This is a genomic window from Pseudoduganella sp. UC29_106 (genome assembly GCF_044055365.1).
Lineage (GTDB): Bacteria > Pseudomonadota > Gammaproteobacteria > Burkholderiales > Burkholderiaceae_D > Rugamonas.
On sequence record NZ_CP171977.1, the window covers coordinates 5,623,942 to 5,640,664 of the forward strand.

The window sequence follows — 16,723 nt, forward strand, 5'->3', positions numbered from 1 at the left end:
CCAGTTTTATGCCGTGGGTTTAAAAAAGCCGGGCTGACCCGGCTTTTTTCGTTAATGGCGCTTCGATTACTTCTGCGCCAGCACCCATTTCACCAGCGTGCGAGCTTCAGTCTCGTTCACCTGCGGATTGGCAGGCATCGGAATGGCGCCCCAGGGAACCGGAACCGCCCTTGATCACCTTCTGAACCAGCTTGTCCTCAGCGTCTTTCTGGCCGGCGTATTTCGCAGCGACATCCTTGAACGCAGGGCCAACCAGCTTGTTGGCAACAGCGTGGCAAGCCATGCAGTTCTTGGCCTTGGCCAGGTCCGGATTAGCCAGTGCAGCTTGCGAGGCGAAGGCGGAAGCGAGCAACATACCAACCATCAGGGAACGTTTCATCATTTTCTCCAAAATAAATCCTGCGAAATTCTAAAAGGTAAGATGCAGGTTTGTGCCAGATCAACGCGGTCGCCGCCACTGGGGTTGACCAGCTTGCGAATATTGCCCCACGTCAAGTCAAATCTTTTGTAAGATGATAGCAGACCAGGAGAATTCAATTGCCAATCATCATTATTATCGTAGCACTATGTTTGCTGCGTTACTTCGAAGTATGGAAATTCGCCGACCTGTCCTGGTGGTGGATTGTTGGCCTGATGGGCGTCGCCTTCCTGTGGTTCGAATTCATCGAACCCATGCTCGGCCTCGACAAGCGCAAGGCCCACGACGTCGACGCCCAACGCCGCAAAGAGCGCGTCAAGCAAAGCTTCGGCGATAAGAAAAAGAAATAACCCCAAACCTTGGGGTCAGATCCGACATTCGGACACGAACTCGGCCGTCCCTCGCCTGGCGGTGAGTGAACACGCAATCTACGTCACTTTTGGCAGATCCTGCTAAAGACGCGCGAGCTCAACAACTGCGCTTGCAAGACCGCCTCCCTCTGCGGCCTTGCAAGTGATGAGCTCGTGTCCGAATGTCGGATCTGACCCCAGGGGGTTAGCGGTGGAGCTGGGTGAGGTCGCGGACGGCGCCGCGGTCGGCGGAGGTGGTCAGCGCGGCGTAGGCTTGCAGGGCTTGCGAAACGACGCGCTGGCGGTTCACTGGCTTCCATGCGTCCGAACCACGCTCTTCCATCTGCGCACGGCGATGCGCCAGCTCTTCGGACGTCACGCGCAGGTTGATGGTGCGGGCCGGGATATCGATGTCGATCATGTCGCCTTCCTGCACCAGGCCGATCGCGCCGCCTTCCGCCGCTTCCGGCGATGCGTGGCCGATCACCAGGCCGGAGGAACCGCCCGAGAAGCGGCCGTCCGTGAACAGCGCACAGGCTTTGCCGAGGCCCTTCGACTTGATGTAGGAAGTCGGGTACAGCATTTCCTGCATGCCCGGGCCGCCCTTCGGACCTTCATAGCGAATGATCACGACATCGCCCGCGTGCACCTTGTCGCCCAGGATGTTTTCCACTGCTTCATCCTGGCTCTCGAACACGCGCGCCTTGCCGCTGAACTTGAGAATGGACTCGTCCACACCCGCCGTCTTCACGATGCAGCCCTTCTCGGCGATATTGCCGTACAACACCGCCAGGCCGCCGTCCTTCGAGTAAGCGTGCTCCAGGTCGCGGATACAGCCGGTAGCACGATCGGTGTCGGACGAGGCATAGCGCTCCGATTGCGAGAACGCCACCTGGGTCGGCACGCCGCCCGGCGCCGCGCGGAACAGCTGGTGCACGGCCTGGTCGTCGCTGCGCTTGATATCGTATTTCTCGATCGCTTCGCCGATGTTCTTGCTGTGGACCGTGTGCTGCGTGACATCCAGCAGCCCGGCGCGGGCCAGTTCGCCCAGGATGGAGATAATGCCGCCGGCGCGGTGCACGTCTTCGATATGGAATTTGTCCGTCATCGGCGCGACCTTGCACAGGCAAGGCACTTTGCGCGAGATGCGGTCGATATCGGCCATGGTGAAGTGGACTTGCGCCTCATGCGCGGCCGCCAGCAGGTGCAGCACGGTATTGGTGGAACCGCCCATGGACACGTCCAGCGCCATCGCGTTCTCGAACGCTTCCTTGGTGGCGATGGAACGCGGCAGCACCGAGTAGTCGTCCTGCTCGTAGTGGCGCTTGGCCAGGTCCACGATCAGGCGGCCGGCGCGCAGGAACAGTTCCTTGCGGTCGCTGTGGGTCGCCACGATGGTGCCGTTGCCCGGCAAGGACAGGCCCAGCGCCTCGGTCAGGCAGTTCATCGAGTTCGCGGTAAACATGCCGGAGCAGGAACCGCAGGTCGGACAGGCCGAACGTTCCGTCTCCGCCACATCGGCGTCGGACACCGAGGAATCGCCCGCCTTGATCATGGCGTCGATCAGGTCCAGCTTGATGATCTTCTCGCCGCCGTTGACGGCCTTGATCACCTTGCCCGCTTCCATCGGGCCGCCGGACACGAACACCGCCGGGATATTCAGGCGCATGGCGGCCATCAGCATGCCCGGGGTAATCTTGTCGCAGTTCGAGATGCAGACCATGGCGTCCGCGCAATGCGCGTTGACCATGTATTCCACCGAATCGGCGATCAGGTCGCGCGATGGCAGGGAGTACAGCATGCCGCCGTGCCCCATGGCGATGCCGTCGTCGACGGCGATCGTATTGAATTCCTTGGCGACGCCGCCGGACGCTTCGATCTCGCGCGCCACCAGCTGGCCCAGGTCCTTCAGGTGCACGTGGCCCGGCACAAACTGGGTAAACGAATTGACGACAGCAATGATCGGTTTTTCGAAGTCACCATCCTTCATGCCAGTCGCGCGCCACAAAGCGCGCGCGCCTGCCATATTGCGGCCTTGGGTAGTCGTTCTTGAGCGGTATTGGGGCATGGGGTTCTCCTCAGATAGATCCTTTCAGATTGCCTTGCCCAAGTCAGGTTGTCAAATATATGATTCACGTATCAGTGAGTCGAAAAACATATCATGGGAACCAATGTCGAGCTGCGCCAGCTACGCTATTTCGTAACTGTTGCCGAGGAATTACATTTTGGACGGGCCGCGCGCCGCCTGCACATGACGCAACCGCCCCTGTCCCAGACCATTCTCGCCATGGAGGACATGCTGGGCGCGGCCCTGTTCGACCGTAACCGCCGCGGCGTGGCCCTGACGCCGGCCGGCGAAGCCCTGCTGCCGGAAGCGCGCCGCCTGCTGGTCCAGGCGCAGCAGCTGCCGGAACTGGTGCAGAAGGCGGCAACTGGCGCGGTGGGCCATCTCTCGCTGGCTTTCGTGTCCTCGGCCGACTACAGCGTGCTGCCGCCCTCCCTGCGCGCCTACCGCGCCGCCTTTCCCCATGTGCAGATCACGCTGAAGGAAGCCACGTCCGATGTGCAGCTGGAAGACTTGCTGCAGGGTCGCGTCGATGCCGGCCTGCTGATCCCGCCCATGCCGGACAAGGCGAAGCAAGAGCTGGATTACATGGCCGTGCTGAGCGAACCGTTGATTCTCGCCTCCCCCGCCGGACTGCCGGAGCTGAAGGGCGTGCACATGGCCACCCTGCGCGAGCTGCCCAACCTGCCGCTGATCATCTTCCCGCGCGCCATTTCCCCTTCCTTATATGACTCCATCCTGGCCGTTTTCCGCAGCGCGGGCATCACGCCGGTCATCGGCCAGGAAGCGATACAAATGCAGACAATCGTAAGCCTGGTCTCTGCTGGCATGGGCATCGCACTTGTGCCACAATCCGTGTCGAATCTTAGGCGTCCGGGAGTAGAATACCGGCCGCTCGCGCATAACTCGCCGACCGTCGAAACAGGACTGGCCTGGCGGCGCGACAATGCCTCGCCGGTTCTGCGGGGCTTCCTCGATTTGATGAGAAAGAGAGTCTGAATGCCGCTTGTTCACCCGATGCCCGATCCGGTCGCCTTTCATATTGGCCCGGTAGCGGTTCACTGGTATGGCCTGATGTATGTGCTGGCCTTCGCCCTGTTCATCGCGCTCGGCCGCCTGCGCATCAAGCAGCCGCATATCGCGGCGCAGGGCTGGAAAAACCAGGACCTGGACGATATGCTCTTCTACGGCATGCTGGGCGTGATCATCGGGGGACGCCTGGGCGAAGTGCTGTTCTATCGTCCCGCCTATTTTGCCGCCAACCCGCTGGAAATCTTCATGGTCTGGCATGGCGGCATGTCCTATCACGGTGGCTTCCTCGGCGTGCTGATCGCCATGGCCCTGTGGTCGCGCAAGGCGAAACGCAATCTGCTGGACGTGTATGACTTCATTGCGCCGCTGGTCCCGCTGGGCTATGCCTGCGGACGCCTGGGCAATTTCATTAACGCCGAACTGCCGGGGCGCGTGGTGTCCAATCCGGATCTGCCATGGGCGATGGTGTGGCCGGGCGTCGAAGGCCTGCGCCACCCGTCGCCTATCTACCAGATGCTGGTGGACGGCATCCTGGTGTTCTGCATCCTGTGGCCGTATGCGCGCAAGGCGCGCCCCCGCCTGGCGGTCGGCGCCATGTACACGCTGCTGTATGGCTGCGCGCGTTTCGTGACCGAATACTTCCGCACGCCGGACTGGGAAATCAGCGTGGCCGGCCTGCCGGTCACCTCGGGCCAGATGCTGTCCCTGCCGATGATCCTGGCCGCCATCGCTATGCTGGTGTGGGCTTACCGTCAACCACACCAACTCGCACCGAAAGCGGCCAGTTGATCGTCATGCGGTGCTGCGGGTCGCCCCAGCAGCGCGCGAATTCATCACGGAACGGCGCCAGTGGATCGGCGCCGTTTTTTTCTTTGTAGGTCGCCACGGCGGACCAGCTTTCCAGGTAGTTCAGGAAGCGCCTCAGGTCCCACCGCGCGGTCAGCATGGCGGACGGCATTTCGATGCGCTGGAACGGGAAGGGAATCGTGCGGTAGCCGTTCTCCACGTGCGCCCGCTCGGGCGCCCAGTAGCCGTTCAGCACTTCGTTATAGAGGCGGTGGATCAGGATATCGACGTCCGGCGTGGCTTCCAGCAGGTTGTAGGAGATCACGGCCAGCAACCCGCCTGGCTTGCTGACGCGGCGCACTTCTTTGTAAAAGCCGTCGATGTCGAACCAGTGCAGGGCCTGGGCGACCAGGGTGAGGTCAACGCTGTTCGCTTCCAGGCTGCTCTGGTGTGAGGGCTCGCAGCGGTAGCTGATGTTGTCGGTGATCGGCGCGCGGTCGAGCTGCGGCTGGCTGATGTCCGTGCCCACCACTCTGTCGAAGTGGCTCGCCAGGTCGATCGTGGCCTGGCCGGAGCCGCAACCAACGTCCCACGCCAAGGCGCGGCTCGGCGCCAGCTCGGCCAGTCTGGCAAACAGCTGCGGGTCGTAGCCGGGGCGGCTGGCGCGGTATGCGTCCGATTGCTTGGTAAAGAGTTCTGCAGTGCTCATGATTTCGGTCCCTTACAAGATGCCCGCTGCGCCGGCCAGCGCGCCGGCAGCGATCAGGTAGACTGGATTGATCTTTGTTCCGTAGACGATGGCGGCGGACAGCATGGCCAATCCTATCGCAATTGCGCTGGCGTTGGCCATGCTCAGGAAGCTCCATGCGGCGGCGGCCAGCATGCCGGCCGACAGGGGCGCCAGGGCGTGGCGCAGCGCCTGCGTCCAGCGACTGCTCCGCCCGACCGTTTCTCGTTCGCCCTCGCCTTTGTCTCCGCCTTCGCCCTTGCTCGCGTCCCGCCGCCCGCGCCGCGCTGCAAGCTTCGCCGCGCCCAGCGCGAGCAGCGATGACGGCACAATCACCGCCGCCGTCGTCGCCAACGCGCCGGCCATGCCGGCAATCAGCCAGCCCACCAGCGTAATGAACAGCACATTCGGCCCCGGCGCGGCCTGCGCCAGCGCGTAGACTGCCGAGAACTGCTCGCTCGTCAGCCAGTGGTTCTGCACCGCCACATAATCATGGATATCCGGCGCCACCAGCACCACCCCGCCGCCAATTGCCGACAGCGACAGCACCGCCAGATGCAACGACAGCCCGCTCAAATTCACCCCGCTCACGGCAGCCTCCACACAAACGCAAACATCACAAACCCGAACGGCGCCAGCGCACACACCACCGTCACCAGCCCGAGCTTCAACACCCCCAGTCCCACGAAGGCCATCGCCAGCAGCGCCACCTGCGTCACCCGCCGCGCAATCCGCGCCTCCCGCTCCTCCCCCATCGCTGCCGCCGCGCCCCCGCCCACCGCGCCCGCAACACCCAGCTCCGCCCGGCCCGCGCCCGCGAGCGCGTCGTCCCGCACTACACCAGCAGGGGCCTGCCCCGCGCCGACCGCGCTGCCCACGCCTTCCGCCATGGCCACGCCTGCGGGCGCGGGCTCGCGCTCGGTCGCGCTGGCGGAGTGGCGGCGGTCATTGCCAGCCGCCGTTAGCGTGCGGGTCGCAGAAGGCGGCAAGGTCACGGGGCGCTCGCCGGCTGTGGCAGAGGAGCGCGGAGCGTCATCCCGCCACATGCCCCGCGCCAGCTTGGCCGCCGTGGCGAGAATCAGCCCGGCAGCGGCAGCGGCCATGCCCTGCAAGGCATGGGCAAATAAGGCGGACGTGGCCAACTCCTGGTAGGCCACGCCAAGCGCAATCACAATGAAGAAGGGCGCCACGAGCAGGCCGGACAAAGCGGCAAGAGCACCCCCAGTGCCGGCAAAGCGTTGGCCGACAATCACGGCCAGGTTGCAGATCGTGGGACCGGGCAGCAGCTGCGCGATACTGAGCAGCTGCGCAAATTCGCTATCGCTGAGCCAACGGGACCGTTCAACGAGATAACGGTAAGCAAACGGCAGGACACCACCAAACCCCAATAGCGCCATCTGCGAAAACAGCTTGAACAGCGCCCAGCAATTGATCTTCATGGCCGACTCCCCTCATCCATGAAGCCCAGTATAGTTCTGCACCGAACATATGAAAAATATATAATATAAATACCATCCATATGTATCAGGTATGCGTGCCATGAACCTCCGACAGCTCGAAATCTTCCTCGCCGTAGCCCGCCACGGCAGCTTCACCGCCGCAGCCGAAAAGCTGCCGATGGCCCAGCCGGCCGTCAGCCTCGCGATCCATAAGCTGGAGGACTCGCTGGACGCGAAGCTCTTCGTCCGCGATAAGTCCGGCGCCACGCTCACCGACGAAGGCAAGGTACTGGTGCGCCACGCCGAAGCGGTACTGTCGCAACTGGAAAACGCGAGGCAGGACATCGGCGCCTTCAGCAAACTCGCATCCGGCCATGTCACCCTGGGAGCACCGGCCATGGTGGCCGGCTACGTGCTGCCGCCCCTGTTGAGCAGCTTCCGCCGCCAATTCCCCGGCATCTCGCTCTCCGTGCGCCAGGCCGGCGCGAAAGCCATCGAGGAAGAGATCCGCAGCGGACAAATCGATTTCGGCCTGATCTCCGACTGGCGTAACTCGGAAGACCTGCATGCGGAGCACATCAGCAGCCACAGGATCGTCGCCTGCGTGGCCAAGCGCTCAAAGCTCGCGCAGGTGAAGTCGCTGAGCTGGCAGCAGCTGTTCGAACATCCCTTGATATTGTTCCCGCAGGACTACTACATGCGGCAAGTGGTGGACCACGCCTCCGCGCGGCTGCACGCGAAAGTCCAGGTCGCGATGGAGGTGGAGACGGTGCCCCTGATCGTGGGCCTGGCCGAGCGCGGCGTGGGCGTGGCGACCTTGCTCGACAACGCCGCCGAAGCGCACGCCAGCCAGGTTGCCCGCCTCGCCCTGCCCTCCGACGCGCGCATCGATGTGGCCTTGTGCCGCCGCAAGCACGTCCCCCTCAGCCGCGCCGGCGAGGCGCTGTGGACGCACCTGCGCGGCGCCTAATCGCGCAGCTCCGACAGCAGCTGGCAGGCCGCGGCGCGGTACTCGTCTGTCAGCCGGCTGACCAGCTGGCGCGTCGGCAGAATCTCGCGCACGCAGCCGGCGCCCTGCCCCGCGCCCCAGACATCCTTCCAGCGCCCGCGCGCGCCCATGCCCGCTCCGTCCGGCGCCGGCAGCGCATCCGGGTCGAGGCCACTGGCGGCGATCGAGCCGCGCAGGTAATTTGCCGGCAGCCCGGAAAAATACGGCGTGTGGACGATATCGGCTGAACCGCTGTCGACCACCATCTGCTTATGGGCCGCGGACGCCGCCGTTTCGGCGGTCGCCAGGAAGCGCGTCCCCATATAGGCCAGGTCGCATCCCATGGCCTGCGCCGCCAGCACATCCGCGCCGCTGCTGACCGCCCCGGCCAGCACCAGCAGGCCGTTGTAGAAGCTGCGCACTTCCCCCGCCAGCGCCATCGGATTCAGCGTGCCATCATGGCCACCGGCGCCGGCCGCGACGAGTACCAGCCCGTCCACGCCGGCCTCCAGCGCCTTGCGGGCATGCCGCACCGTGGTGACGTCGTGCAGCACGATGCCGCCATAGGCATGCACCGCCTGCACCAGCGCCGACGAGGTACGCAGCGACGTGATCACGATCGGCACCTGCTGCCGCACACACACGGCAATATCCGGCTCCACGCGCGGGTTGGCCGGATGGATGCCGATATTCACCGCAAACGGCGCCACCACGGCGCCCGGCGTGGCGGCCGCGCCGGCCAGCGCCGCCTTGATGCCGATGATCCAGTCCTCCAGCATCTCGGTAGTGCGCGCATTCAGGGCCGGCAGCGAGCCGACCACACCGGCCGTGCACTGCGCAACCACGGATTCCGCGCTCGACACAAGGAACATCGGCGCGGCAATGACGGGCAGCGCCAGGCGCCCGCGCAGCAATTCAGGTATAGCCATGGCAAACCTCCTCAGACAGAAATCGAATAGCGTCGCAGCGCGTCCGGCGCCAGTACCAGGCCGTGGCCGGCCGCAGCGCCAACTTCAAGGCAGCCGTCGCGCATCACAGGCCAGCCCTCGAACAGTGGTTCCAGCAGGGGGAAGTCCTCCAGCCAGCTCACATTGGGGCTGGCCGCCGCCAGATGGACGAAAAGGCCCGGCAGGAAATGCGGCGCCACATTGACGCCGAAAGCCGCCGCCAGGCGCGCAGCCTCCAGCGCCGGCGTCAGTCCGCCGATCAGCGCCAGGTCGGGCTGGATCACGCCGCACAAGCCACCGGAAACGAAGGGCAGGCATCGTCCGCACCCTGCAGGTGCTCGCCGGTGGCCACCATATAAGGGAAGGTGCGCGCCAGCGTGCGGTAGCCCGGCAGGTCGGACGCCGGCAGCGGCTCCTCCACAAACAGATACTCCGCCTCCTGTGCCACCGCCAGCAGCCGGCGCGCCTGCACCGCGCTGCACTTCTCGTTGGCGTCGCACATCAGCTCAATATGCGCCGGCGCCGCGCCGCGCACGGCCTGCAGCACGCTGCCCGCCTTGCGGCTGCCGTCCACGCGCGGCTTCACGCCGCGGAAGCCCGCCTCGACATGCGCTTGCGTGACTTCAGCCGCCTCGCGCGGCGACTGGCCGGCAAAATAACCGCCGCTGCCATACACGGGCACACTGCGCGGCGCGCCGCCCATAGCCACGCCCAGCGGCTCGCCGCGCGCGCGGGCATAGGCGTCCCACACGGCCATATCAATTGCCGCCAGCGCCAGGTAGTTCGGCCCGCGGCGGCTGCGGTTCAGCGTGTCGTTCAGCGCGCGCCAGCTGGCGGCGGGATGGAACAGCGTGGCGCCTTCGAGCTTCGCCGACAGCGCATAGGCCGAGGCCAGCATGGGCGCACCCGCGCCCGACAGCACATAGGAAAAACCCATGCCCGTGCAGCCGCCCTGCAGCACCACGTGCGTCACCAGCACATCGACACTGGAAACGCCCGATCCGCCGACCGGCTTCGCAAGCTTGTAGCGCAGCAGCTCGTGGCTGCACGATTCAATCTTCATCATTCACCTGCAAGAAAAAAACCCCGCAGCGTCGCCGCTGCGGGCAAACCTTCCCACTGGAAGGAGGAGTATGCGGAGCAGCCCCACGCCGCCCCACATCCACGAGACTCAGAACGAATGGCGCATGCCGAAGCTGACGATGGTGGTGCGCGCATCCATATTCGTGCCGGCGCCGGCGAACAGCGGGATTTCGTTCGCGCCCAGCGGGATCAGCAGCGCGGTCGGTCCGCCTGAAATCGGCAGCGGCGTGATCACGCCGCGCACGATGCGGCCGCGTTCATCCTTCACATAGCCGCTGCGCATGTAGAGCGCGCTGCGCTTGGACAGGTTGTAGTCGAAGCCGATCACGGCGCCGAAGTCCTTGCCCTTGGTGAAGTTGGTGAACTTGGTCTCCATTGCGCTGGCAACGAAGTTCCAGTTGCCATAGGGCTGGTTGACACCGATCGCATAAGTGTTGACCTTGGGGTTTTCCGGGCCTTCGAAGTTGAAGGTGCCGGTGTGGAAGTTGGCGCCCACCACGGTGCCGGTGGCGGCAAACTTGTACTTCGCGCCCACCATGGCGCCGCGATAGGAGTCCACTTTCACCAGCGGCACGAAGCCGGTGGTGCTGACAAAGCCCATCGGTGCGCGCATTTCGCTGCGCTGGTAGGAGCCAACCAGCGTGATCTCCTCGGTTGAGTAAGCGGCCATCGCGCTGAACGTGCGGCCGCGGTGGTCGTTCGATTCGGCACCCGCCGTCAGGCCGCCGAGGATCTGGCCGGTAGCCGGCGTGGATGGCGGCGTGGTCGGCGTCTGCACCGAGCGGGCCGGGCTGATTTGCGACGGCACCCCGGCATTTGGCGAGAAGCTGGCCAGCACGACCCACGGTCCCTTCATCGCGGCATAAGTGAGCAGGTTATCCTGGAACATTTGCAGGCTGTTGGTCACCAGGCCGCGCGCCATCAGGTCCGAGGAGCCCAGGCGGTCGGTGGTGCCCAGGTAGTAGGCGATCATCATCGGCGAAGCCTGGCGTCCCAGGCGCACTTCGCCGGCCTGCGTGGTCAGCGCCACGTAGGCCTGGCGGCCGAACAGGCGGCCATCATTGGTCAGCGTGCCGCCATCGAGCTGGATGCCGCCTTCGAGCACGAAGTTGGCCTTCATGCCATTGCCCAGGTCCTCCACGCCCTTGAAGCCGAAAAAGCTTTGCTGCGACAGGCTGGGCGTCATGCGCGTCACGCTTTGCGATGGCGACGCGATACTGTTCGGCACCGGGGTGGTGCCGTTCATGCCGAAGACGGTGCCGGTCACATTGCCCTGCGTCTTGCTGATGTGGTCAACCGCCACATCCAGGTTGCCGTAGATGGTCACGTTCGATTGCGACCATGCCGGAGCACTGGCCAGCGCACACGACGCCAGCCCGACGGCAGCCTTGAAAATCCTGTACTTCATGAAGTCTCCCAATATTGATTTATGTATTGCGCTTGTTTTACGCCGTAGCGCGGAGCGGCGACGCTTGCCGGTATCGCCCGAGCGCCAGCAGGGCCATGCCCGCCGCACCCAGCATCCAGGGATAGATTTCGAGCACCATGCGGTAGTGCCCGTTCAGGTCGAAGTAGCGGCCCATAGCGACAGGGCCGATCACGCCGCCCAGTGCATAGGCGGAGAAGCAGATGCCATACAGGGCGCCGAAGGCACGCATGCCGAAGTAGGAGCGCACAAGGTAGGAGATCAGGTCTCCTTCCGCGCCGATCGCCATGCCGATCATTGCGCCGCCCAGCAGCAGCGTGTTGTAATCGCTCGCGCCGGCCAGCATCAGCAAGCCGGAGGCGCCGGCGAACAGGAAGGCAGCGCCGACCAGCGGCGCGTGGACGCGGTCCAGCAGCACGCCGGTGAGGATGCGGCCGATGAACAGGCCGATGCCCATCAGCGACACGGACTTCGCCGCCTGCTCCGGCGTGTAGCCCCGGTCGATGAACAGCGCCGGCAGGTGCGGTCCCAGGGACAGCGTGGCGATGGACGCGACCAGGAAGGCGCCGAAGATCAGCCACAGGCGCGGCGAGCGCAGGCCCTCGGCCAGCGAAAGGCCGTCGGTACCCGGCCAGCCGGCTGCGCCATCGGCACGAGCGTCCGCGCTGCGGCGCGCCAGTGCTGCGGCCGGCGCGCGCCGCTCGCGCAGCAGCACAGAGGCCAGAAGCGCGGCGAACAGCGCAAACACAGCCAGTCCGACGTAAGCCATGCGCCAGCCATAGGCGCCGATCAGCTTTTGCGCCAGCAAGGGCATGCCCACCATCCCCAGCCCGAGGCCGGACATGGCGAGGCCCAGCGAAAGTCCCAGCCGGCGGTCGAACCATTGCGGCATGATGGCCAGGTAGCTGAGCGGCGAAGTGCCGGTGCCCAGCAGGCCGATGGCCAGCGCCAGCGCCGCCCATGCCGCCACGCTGCCCGTCTGCAGCGCCAGCGATGCAACGCAGGCAGCCATCAGCAGCGCCGACAGCAGGGCCACGCGGCGCACGCCATAGCGGTCCATCAGCAGGCCGACCAGGGGGCTGGCCAGCGCCACGCCCAGCATCGCGCTGCCGAAGGAGAGCGCCGTCTCCGCCCTGCCCCAGCCGAATTCCTGCGACAGGGGATGGACGAACACGCCCACCGTGCCCGCGAACAGCGGCCCGACGCCCGCGCCAAGTCCCACGGCGCCGCCGAAGACCACTGCCGCCAGGCGCCAGGCCGCGGCGTTCATGCTCGCACCCGCTGTTCCTGCGCCACCGCGGACGCGATCATCTCGCGCAGCGGAGCCTTGTCCGGCTTGCCGACCTTGGTGGCAGGGATGGCGTCAATGGCCTCGATGCGCTCGGGCCATTTGAACTTGGCCAGTCCAAGCGATTCCAGGTATTTGCCCATCTCTTCGACGGTCGGCGCCCTGCTCTTCGCGCGCAGCACGACATAGGCGCAAGCCTGCTCGCCATAGACCTCGCTCGGCATCGGCACCACGGCGCAATCGGCGATGGCGGGATGGCTGGCGACGCAGGATTCCACCTCCTCGCAGTTGATCTTTTCGCCACCGCGGTCGATCACGTCCTTGATGCGGCCTTCGAAGTAGTAATAGATGCGGCCATCGATGAAGCGCGAGGACAGCAAGTCCCCGGAGCGGTAGAAGCCATCGCTGGTGAACACCTGTGCGTTGCGTTCCTCGGCATCGTAGTAGCCGTGGAAGGTGCTCGGCCCTTTCGTCGCCAGTTCGCCCACTTCGCCCACCGCCACTTCGTCCTCCGTGCCCGGCTTGAGCAGCTTGACCTGATCCAGTTCGCAGATCGGATAGCCCACGGAGCGGTCGCGCACCTCGTCCGAATCGCTCTGGCGGGTGAACATGATCAGGCCTTCCGTCATGCCGAAGACGTGGATGCCGATGGTCTGCAGGTCGCGCCGCACCACATCCGAGCCATTGGTGCTGATGATCTTCACGCCCTTGAAATTGAGCAGCTTGCCGGCAATCGCTTCCTGCAGCTTCAGCATGATCGGGCGCACCAGGCCGATCCAGCTGGGCTTGTAGAACGCCATCACCTTGAAGAACACGGCCGGATTCACGTCCGGCGTGATGATGTTGCGCATGCCCATCAGCAGCGCCGGGCCCCAGCCGCACACCATGTTCGCGTTGTGAATCATCGGCAGCGGCAGGAACAGCACATCGTTTTCCGTCCAGCCGTGGGCGCGCGCCACCAGGCGCATTGCCAGCACGTACTCGCTGTGCATGCGCGGGATGATCTTCGGCACGCCGGTCGTGCCGCCGGACAGCTGGAACACCGCCACCTGCTGCGGATCATGCTCGATAGGCGCCAGGATGCGCTGCGCTTCCTTGAAGCCGATGGACTCGATCATGTCATCCATATGATGGTGGTGCGCCGGCTGCGCCGTGTTGTCCTTCTTCGAGAACAGCCCAGTCACGGCGCCGATCAAGCCCTTCGGCTTGCCGCGGGCGATGATGATGTGCTCCATGCTCGGGATCTGCGGCTTCAGCTTCTCGGCAAAGGCCACCATGTCGAACTTGGAATTGTCACCTTGGATCACCCAGGCCTTGGCCTTGGCGTGATTGGCGAGGTAGCCGATTTCCTTTTCGCGGTGGGCCGCCAGCGTGCAGATGGGAATCACGCCCGCCTTCCAGCACGCCACAGTGGCGACCACCAGCTCATTGCAGTTCTGGACCTGGAACACCACCCGATCCAGCGGTTTCAATCCCAGCTGGATGAAGGCCGCGCCGAGGCGCTCTGTGCGCTGGTGCAGTTCGTCGAAGGTGATGTCGCCTTCCGGCCCGGTCAGCGCGACCTTGCCGGCAAAGCGCGCGAAGGCTGCACGCAGCGCCCCGGGCACGGTCTCCCTGCCCAGCAGGCCGGCGCGCATATAGGCTTCCATTTCTTTCGCAGGCGGATAGACCACGCCCGGCATGGGATTTTTGACGCCAACTTCCATTACTTGTCTCCTTGTTTTGTATGCCGCATCAGCAAACCGCGCAGCTCTTCGGGAATGGCCACTTTGCGTTTGCTTTCGCGGTTGATGCAGACGATTGCGCAGACCCCGGCGAAGACCAGGTCGCCGTTCGGGGCGCTGGCTTCGCAGTGGAATTCGAAGCTGTGCTCACGCACTTCGCCGACCCAGTAGCGGATGTCCGCCACATCGCCCGGCGCCATGGACCGCCTGAACTCCAGCGACATGCCGCGTGCCGGGGTGGTGGCGCCGTGGCGGTGCATGAGGGCCATCATGCTGCCGCCCGCCACGTGGTCCGCGTACAAGCGGGCGGAGTCGAGCAGGTACTCGGTATAGCGCCCGGTGTAGACGATGCCGGCGGGATCGCAGTCCGACCAGCGCGCCTTGCGGCGCACCACGAAGGGTGCGCGGCTCAGCACATACTCGTGCGCGTCGTTCATCAGGCGCCTGCCAGTTCCGGCAGCTCGCCGGATGCCTCGATTTCCCGCACCAGGTCCGGGAACTGGGCGCGCAGCCTGTCCAGGCTGATGCGGCCGGTGCGCGTCATGTAGCGGTAGACGAATTCGTAGGGTCCGTAGGCATCCATCCAGCGCGGGAATTCCTCGTACCACATGGCCGAAATCTCGGAGGCGCCGATCAGTTTTTCCTTTTCCGGACGCCGCTTCATTTCATATTCGGCCAGCGCCGCATCCAGCGCCTGCGGATGCGCGCAAATGGCTTCCGCCAGCGCGATCGCGTCTTCCATGGCGATGCGGGTGCCGGAACCGATGGTCGGGTGGGCGCTGCTCAGCGCATCACCGATCAGCACCGTGCGGCCGCTGGACCAGCGCGCATTGCGGATCACGTCGAACTGGCGCCAGGTCGTGTTGTTGGACACCAGCGGATGGCCGTCCAGTTCGGGCGCGAATACGGCTTCCAGCAGCGCCTTGCGCTCTTCCAGAGACATCGCTTCGAGTCCCAGCTTCTGCCAGGTGGCGTGATCGCACTCGCCGACGAAGGTGCTCATCGTGTCGCTGTATGGGTAGTAGTGCGCCACGAAATAGCCGCCCTGGTATTTGCGGAACACCAGCGCCGCGGTCGGGAACACGCGCGTGGTGCCGAACCAGGCGAAGTGGTTTTCCAGGCTGCGGTGCGTGGTGCCGAAGCTCTCCCTGGCGCTTTCGCGCACCATGGAGTTCACGCCATCGGCGCCCACAATAAGGTCCGCATCCAGCGCGGACACGTCAGCCAGCCGCGCCTCATAGCGCACGTCGATACCCAGGTCGGCCGCGTGCTTGCGCAGGATGGTGACGAGGGTGATGCGCGGCAGCGTCCCGGCGCCGGGACCGGGCACGCGCACGCTGACCGGTGCTTCGCGGTTGCTGATCACCTGCGCCTTGAAGAAGTGCAGTGCCTGCATGATGTCCGCCGTGACCGCCGCATCGGCCGCTTCCAGCCGTGCCAGGCCGCCTTCGGTCAGGCCCATGCCGAAGCCATAAGTGGCGTCGCGCGCGTTCTGCTCATACACGGTGATGCCGATTTCCGGCATGCGCTTGCGCAGCAGGATGGCGAGGAACAGGCCGGATGGACCGCCGCCGACAATCGCTACCTTCATGCCGCCTCCGCCGCGCTGATCACCAGCTCATTCATGTCGAAGCGCTCGATGCGGCCGGCGAAACCGCCGGTCAGCACGCCATACCACACGGCAGGCTTGAAACCCAGTTCCTTGCGGTTGAACTGCAGCGTGGGATTGCCGTCGATGCGCGTGTAGCCGTTCGGCAGCGCTGTGGTGGCATAGCAGCCGCGCGCTTTCGCTGCATCGATCAGGGGACGGAACTCCGGTACATCCAGCACGAAGGCGCTGGCGGCGCCGGACGGCGTGGCGCCATCCACGCGGCGGGCCTTGCGCAGCCACACGTCGTCGATCGCCTTGAACGGTGCGCCCTGGTCGCGTGCCTTTTCCATTTCAATGGCCGCTTCGATGGTGTTGGTCGCATCGTTGCGGTCTTCCGCACCGAAGGGACGCAGCTGCAGCGTGATCTCGATCGGATAGCCGTTCGGGTCTTCGAAATACAGCGACTCGATCACTTCATGGCGCACCTGCATGTGCAGCGGAATGCCCATTTTCTCGGCGCGCGTCTTCCAGGCCAGCAGTTCATCGTAGGTCTCCACCTGCCAGGCGGTGTGCGTGGCCAGGTCGAAGGTCGTGTTGCGCACCGGGAGCCAGTCGGGGCGCTCGGTGCCGATGTAGTAGAAGAAGGCGATGGTGGCGCCGCGGCCCGCATCGAAGAAGAAGTGCAGGAAGTCCGGGTGGTCGTGCGGGCCCCAGCCGCGGGCGGAAACGGCATGCACCAGCGGCAGGCCAAGCAGGTCGCGGTAGAAGTGGACGGTTTCGGCCAGCTTCCAGGTGGGGCGGGCGGTATGGTGGACGCCGGCCAGCAGCGGTGTTGGAACGGTTTGGGTCATTGTGCTCT

At 64.9% G+C, this 16,723-nt stretch carries 15 protein-coding genes and 2 pseudogenes; 4 read left to right on the forward strand and 13 right to left on the reverse strand.

Going from position 1 to position 16,723, the window contains the following annotated elements:
* Positions 1–66 precede the first annotated feature (66 nt).
* A pseudogene (locus tag ACHMW6_RS28130) lies at positions 67–379 on the reverse strand (c-type cytochrome).
* A gap of 158 nt (positions 380–537) precedes the next feature.
* On the opposite strand from ACHMW6_RS28130, the gene ACHMW6_RS28135 reads away from it, so the two are divergent.
* The gene (locus ACHMW6_RS28135; protein WP_395401883.1) at positions 538–768 is read left to right on the forward strand and encodes a TIGR04438 family Trp-rich protein; all 231 of its coding nucleotides are present in this window, start codon (positions 538–540) and stop codon (positions 766–768) included.
* A 205-nt stretch (positions 769–973) separates the two neighbouring features.
* Here ACHMW6_RS28135 and ilvD read toward each other — a convergent pair whose 3' ends face one another.
* The gene (gene ilvD / locus ACHMW6_RS28140; RefSeq protein ID WP_395401885.1) at positions 974–2,836 is read right to left on the reverse strand and encodes a dihydroxy-acid dehydratase; all 1,863 of its coding nucleotides are present in this window, start codon (positions 2,834–2,836) and stop codon (positions 974–976) included.
* A gap of 93 nt (positions 2,837–2,929) precedes the next feature.
* Between ilvD and ACHMW6_RS28145 the strand changes: the two genes are divergently transcribed.
* The gene (locus ACHMW6_RS28145; RefSeq protein WP_395401887.1) at positions 2,930–3,832 is read left to right on the forward strand and encodes a LysR family transcriptional regulator; all 903 of its coding nucleotides are present in this window, start codon (positions 2,930–2,932) and stop codon (positions 3,830–3,832) included.
* Entirely contained in the window at positions 3,833–4,654 is an 822-nt protein-coding gene (gene lgt, locus ACHMW6_RS28150; RefSeq protein ID WP_395401889.1) for a prolipoprotein diacylglyceryl transferase, read from the forward strand.
* On the opposite strand, the gene ACHMW6_RS28155 is transcribed toward lgt, so the two are convergent.
* The 3 genes from ACHMW6_RS28155 to ACHMW6_RS28165 are packed head-to-tail and all read right to left on the reverse strand — an operon-like array spanning position 4,596 to position 6,817.
* Entirely contained in the window at positions 4,596–5,360 is a 765-nt protein-coding gene (locus ACHMW6_RS28155; RefSeq protein WP_395401891.1) for a class I SAM-dependent methyltransferase, read from the reverse strand. The genes lgt and ACHMW6_RS28155 overlap by 59 nt on opposite strands.
* Positions 5,361–5,372: 12 nt before the next feature.
* Positions 5,373–5,969, reverse strand: coding sequence for a chromate transporter (locus ACHMW6_RS28160; protein ID WP_395401893.1), 597 nt, complete (start codon positions 5,967–5,969; stop codon positions 5,373–5,375).
* Positions 5,966–6,817, reverse strand: coding sequence for a chromate transporter (locus tag ACHMW6_RS28165; RefSeq protein ID WP_395401895.1), 852 nt, complete (start codon positions 6,815–6,817; stop codon positions 5,966–5,968). The genes ACHMW6_RS28160 and ACHMW6_RS28165 overlap by 4 nt, the downstream gene beginning before the upstream one ends.
* 100 nt (positions 6,818–6,917) lie before the next feature.
* Here ACHMW6_RS28165 and ACHMW6_RS28170 point away from each other — a divergent pair, with 100 nt between their 5' ends.
* Complete coding sequence (locus ACHMW6_RS28170) at positions 6,918–7,787, forward strand: LysR family transcriptional regulator (RefSeq protein ID WP_395401897.1); 870 nt, start codon at positions 6,918–6,920, stop codon at positions 7,785–7,787.
* Here the strand turns inward: ACHMW6_RS28170 and ACHMW6_RS28175 are convergent.
* From ACHMW6_RS28175 to ACHMW6_RS28210, 8 genes and pseudogenes are all read right to left on the reverse strand, one after another.
* Positions 7,784–8,734, reverse strand: a complete 951-nt coding sequence (locus tag ACHMW6_RS28175; protein ID WP_395401899.1) for an NAD(P)H-dependent flavin oxidoreductase — start codon at positions 8,732–8,734, stop codon at positions 7,784–7,786. The two genes, ACHMW6_RS28170 and ACHMW6_RS28175, sit on opposite strands and share 4 nt — an antisense overlap.
* An 11-nt stretch (positions 8,735–8,745) precedes the next feature.
* A pseudogene (locus ACHMW6_RS28180) lies at positions 8,746–9,818 on the reverse strand (mandelate racemase/muconate lactonizing enzyme family protein).
* A 105-nt stretch (positions 9,819–9,923) separates the two neighbouring features.
* Positions 9,924–11,243 carry a porin gene (locus ACHMW6_RS28185; protein ID WP_395401901.1) on the reverse strand — a complete coding sequence of 440 codons (1,320 nt, stop codon included), beginning with the start codon at positions 11,241–11,243 and terminating at the stop codon, positions 9,924–9,926.
* A 37-nt stretch (positions 11,244–11,280) separates the two neighbouring features.
* Entirely contained in the window at positions 11,281–12,531 is a 1,251-nt protein-coding gene (locus ACHMW6_RS28190) for an MFS transporter (RefSeq protein ID WP_395401903.1), read from the reverse strand.
* Entirely contained in the window at positions 12,528–14,255 is a 1,728-nt protein-coding gene (locus tag ACHMW6_RS28195) for an AMP-binding protein (RefSeq protein WP_395401905.1), read from the reverse strand. Before ACHMW6_RS28195 ends, ACHMW6_RS28190 begins: the two co-directional genes overlap by 4 nt.
* Positions 14,255–14,710, reverse strand: a complete 456-nt coding sequence (locus tag ACHMW6_RS28200; protein WP_395401907.1) for an acyl-CoA thioesterase — start codon at positions 14,708–14,710, stop codon at positions 14,255–14,257. The genes ACHMW6_RS28195 and ACHMW6_RS28200 overlap by 1 nt, the downstream gene beginning before the upstream one ends.
* Complete coding sequence (locus tag ACHMW6_RS28205; protein ID WP_395401909.1) at positions 14,710–15,864, reverse strand: FAD-dependent monooxygenase; 1,155 nt, start codon at positions 15,862–15,864, stop codon at positions 14,710–14,712. Before ACHMW6_RS28205 ends, ACHMW6_RS28200 begins: the two co-directional genes overlap by 1 nt.
* On the reverse strand, positions 15,861–16,715 hold the full coding sequence (locus tag ACHMW6_RS28210; RefSeq protein ID WP_395401911.1) for a VOC family protein: 855 nt from the start codon (positions 16,713–16,715) through the stop codon (positions 15,861–15,863). Before ACHMW6_RS28210 ends, ACHMW6_RS28205 begins: the two co-directional genes overlap by 4 nt.
* Between the last annotated feature and the right edge of the window lie 8 nt (positions 16,716–16,723).

Bases quoted from the DNA above. Each gene is read 5' to 3' on its own strand.
- ACHMW6_RS28170 (WP_395401897.1), top strand. From the start codon at position 6,918: ATGAACCTCCGACAGCTCGAAATCTTCCTCGCCGTAGCCCGCCACGGC.
- ACHMW6_RS28185 (WP_395401901.1), bottom strand. From the start codon at position 11,243: ATGAAGTACAGGATTTTCAAGGCTGCCGTCGGGCTGGCGTCGTGTGCG.
- ACHMW6_RS28145 (WP_395401887.1), top strand. From the start codon at position 2,930: ATGGGAACCAATGTCGAGCTGCGCCAGCTACGCTATTTCGTAACTGTT.
- ACHMW6_RS28210 (WP_395401911.1), bottom strand. From the start codon at position 16,715: ATGACCCAAACCGTTCCAACACCGCTGCTGGCCGGCGTCCACCATACC.
- ACHMW6_RS28205 (WP_395401909.1), bottom strand. From the start codon at position 15,864: ATGAAGGTAGCGATTGTCGGCGGCGGTCCATCCGGCCTGTTCCTCGCC.
- ACHMW6_RS28190 (WP_395401903.1), bottom strand. From the start codon at position 12,531: ATGAACGCCGCGGCCTGGCGCCTGGCGGCAGTGGTCTTCGGCGGCGCC.
- ACHMW6_RS28200 (WP_395401907.1), bottom strand. From the start codon at position 14,710: ATGAACGACGCGCACGAGTATGTGCTGAGCCGCGCACCCTTCGTGGTG.
- ACHMW6_RS28155 (WP_395401891.1), bottom strand. From the start codon at position 5,360: ATGAGCACTGCAGAACTCTTTACCAAGCAATCGGACGCATACCGCGCC.
- ACHMW6_RS28175 (WP_395401899.1), bottom strand. From the start codon at position 8,734: ATGGCTATACCTGAATTGCTGCGCGGGCGCCTGGCGCTGCCCGTCATT.
- ilvD (WP_395401885.1), bottom strand. From the start codon at position 2,836: ATGCCCCAATACCGCTCAAGAACGACTACCCAAGGCCGCAATATGGCA.
- lgt (WP_395401889.1), top strand. From the start codon at position 3,833: ATGCCGCTTGTTCACCCGATGCCCGATCCGGTCGCCTTTCATATTGGC.
- ACHMW6_RS28165 (WP_395401895.1), bottom strand. From the start codon at position 6,817: ATGAAGATCAATTGCTGGGCGCTGTTCAAGCTGTTTTCGCAGATGGCG.
- ACHMW6_RS28195 (WP_395401905.1), bottom strand. From the start codon at position 14,255: ATGGAAGTTGGCGTCAAAAATCCCATGCCGGGCGTGGTCTATCCGCCT.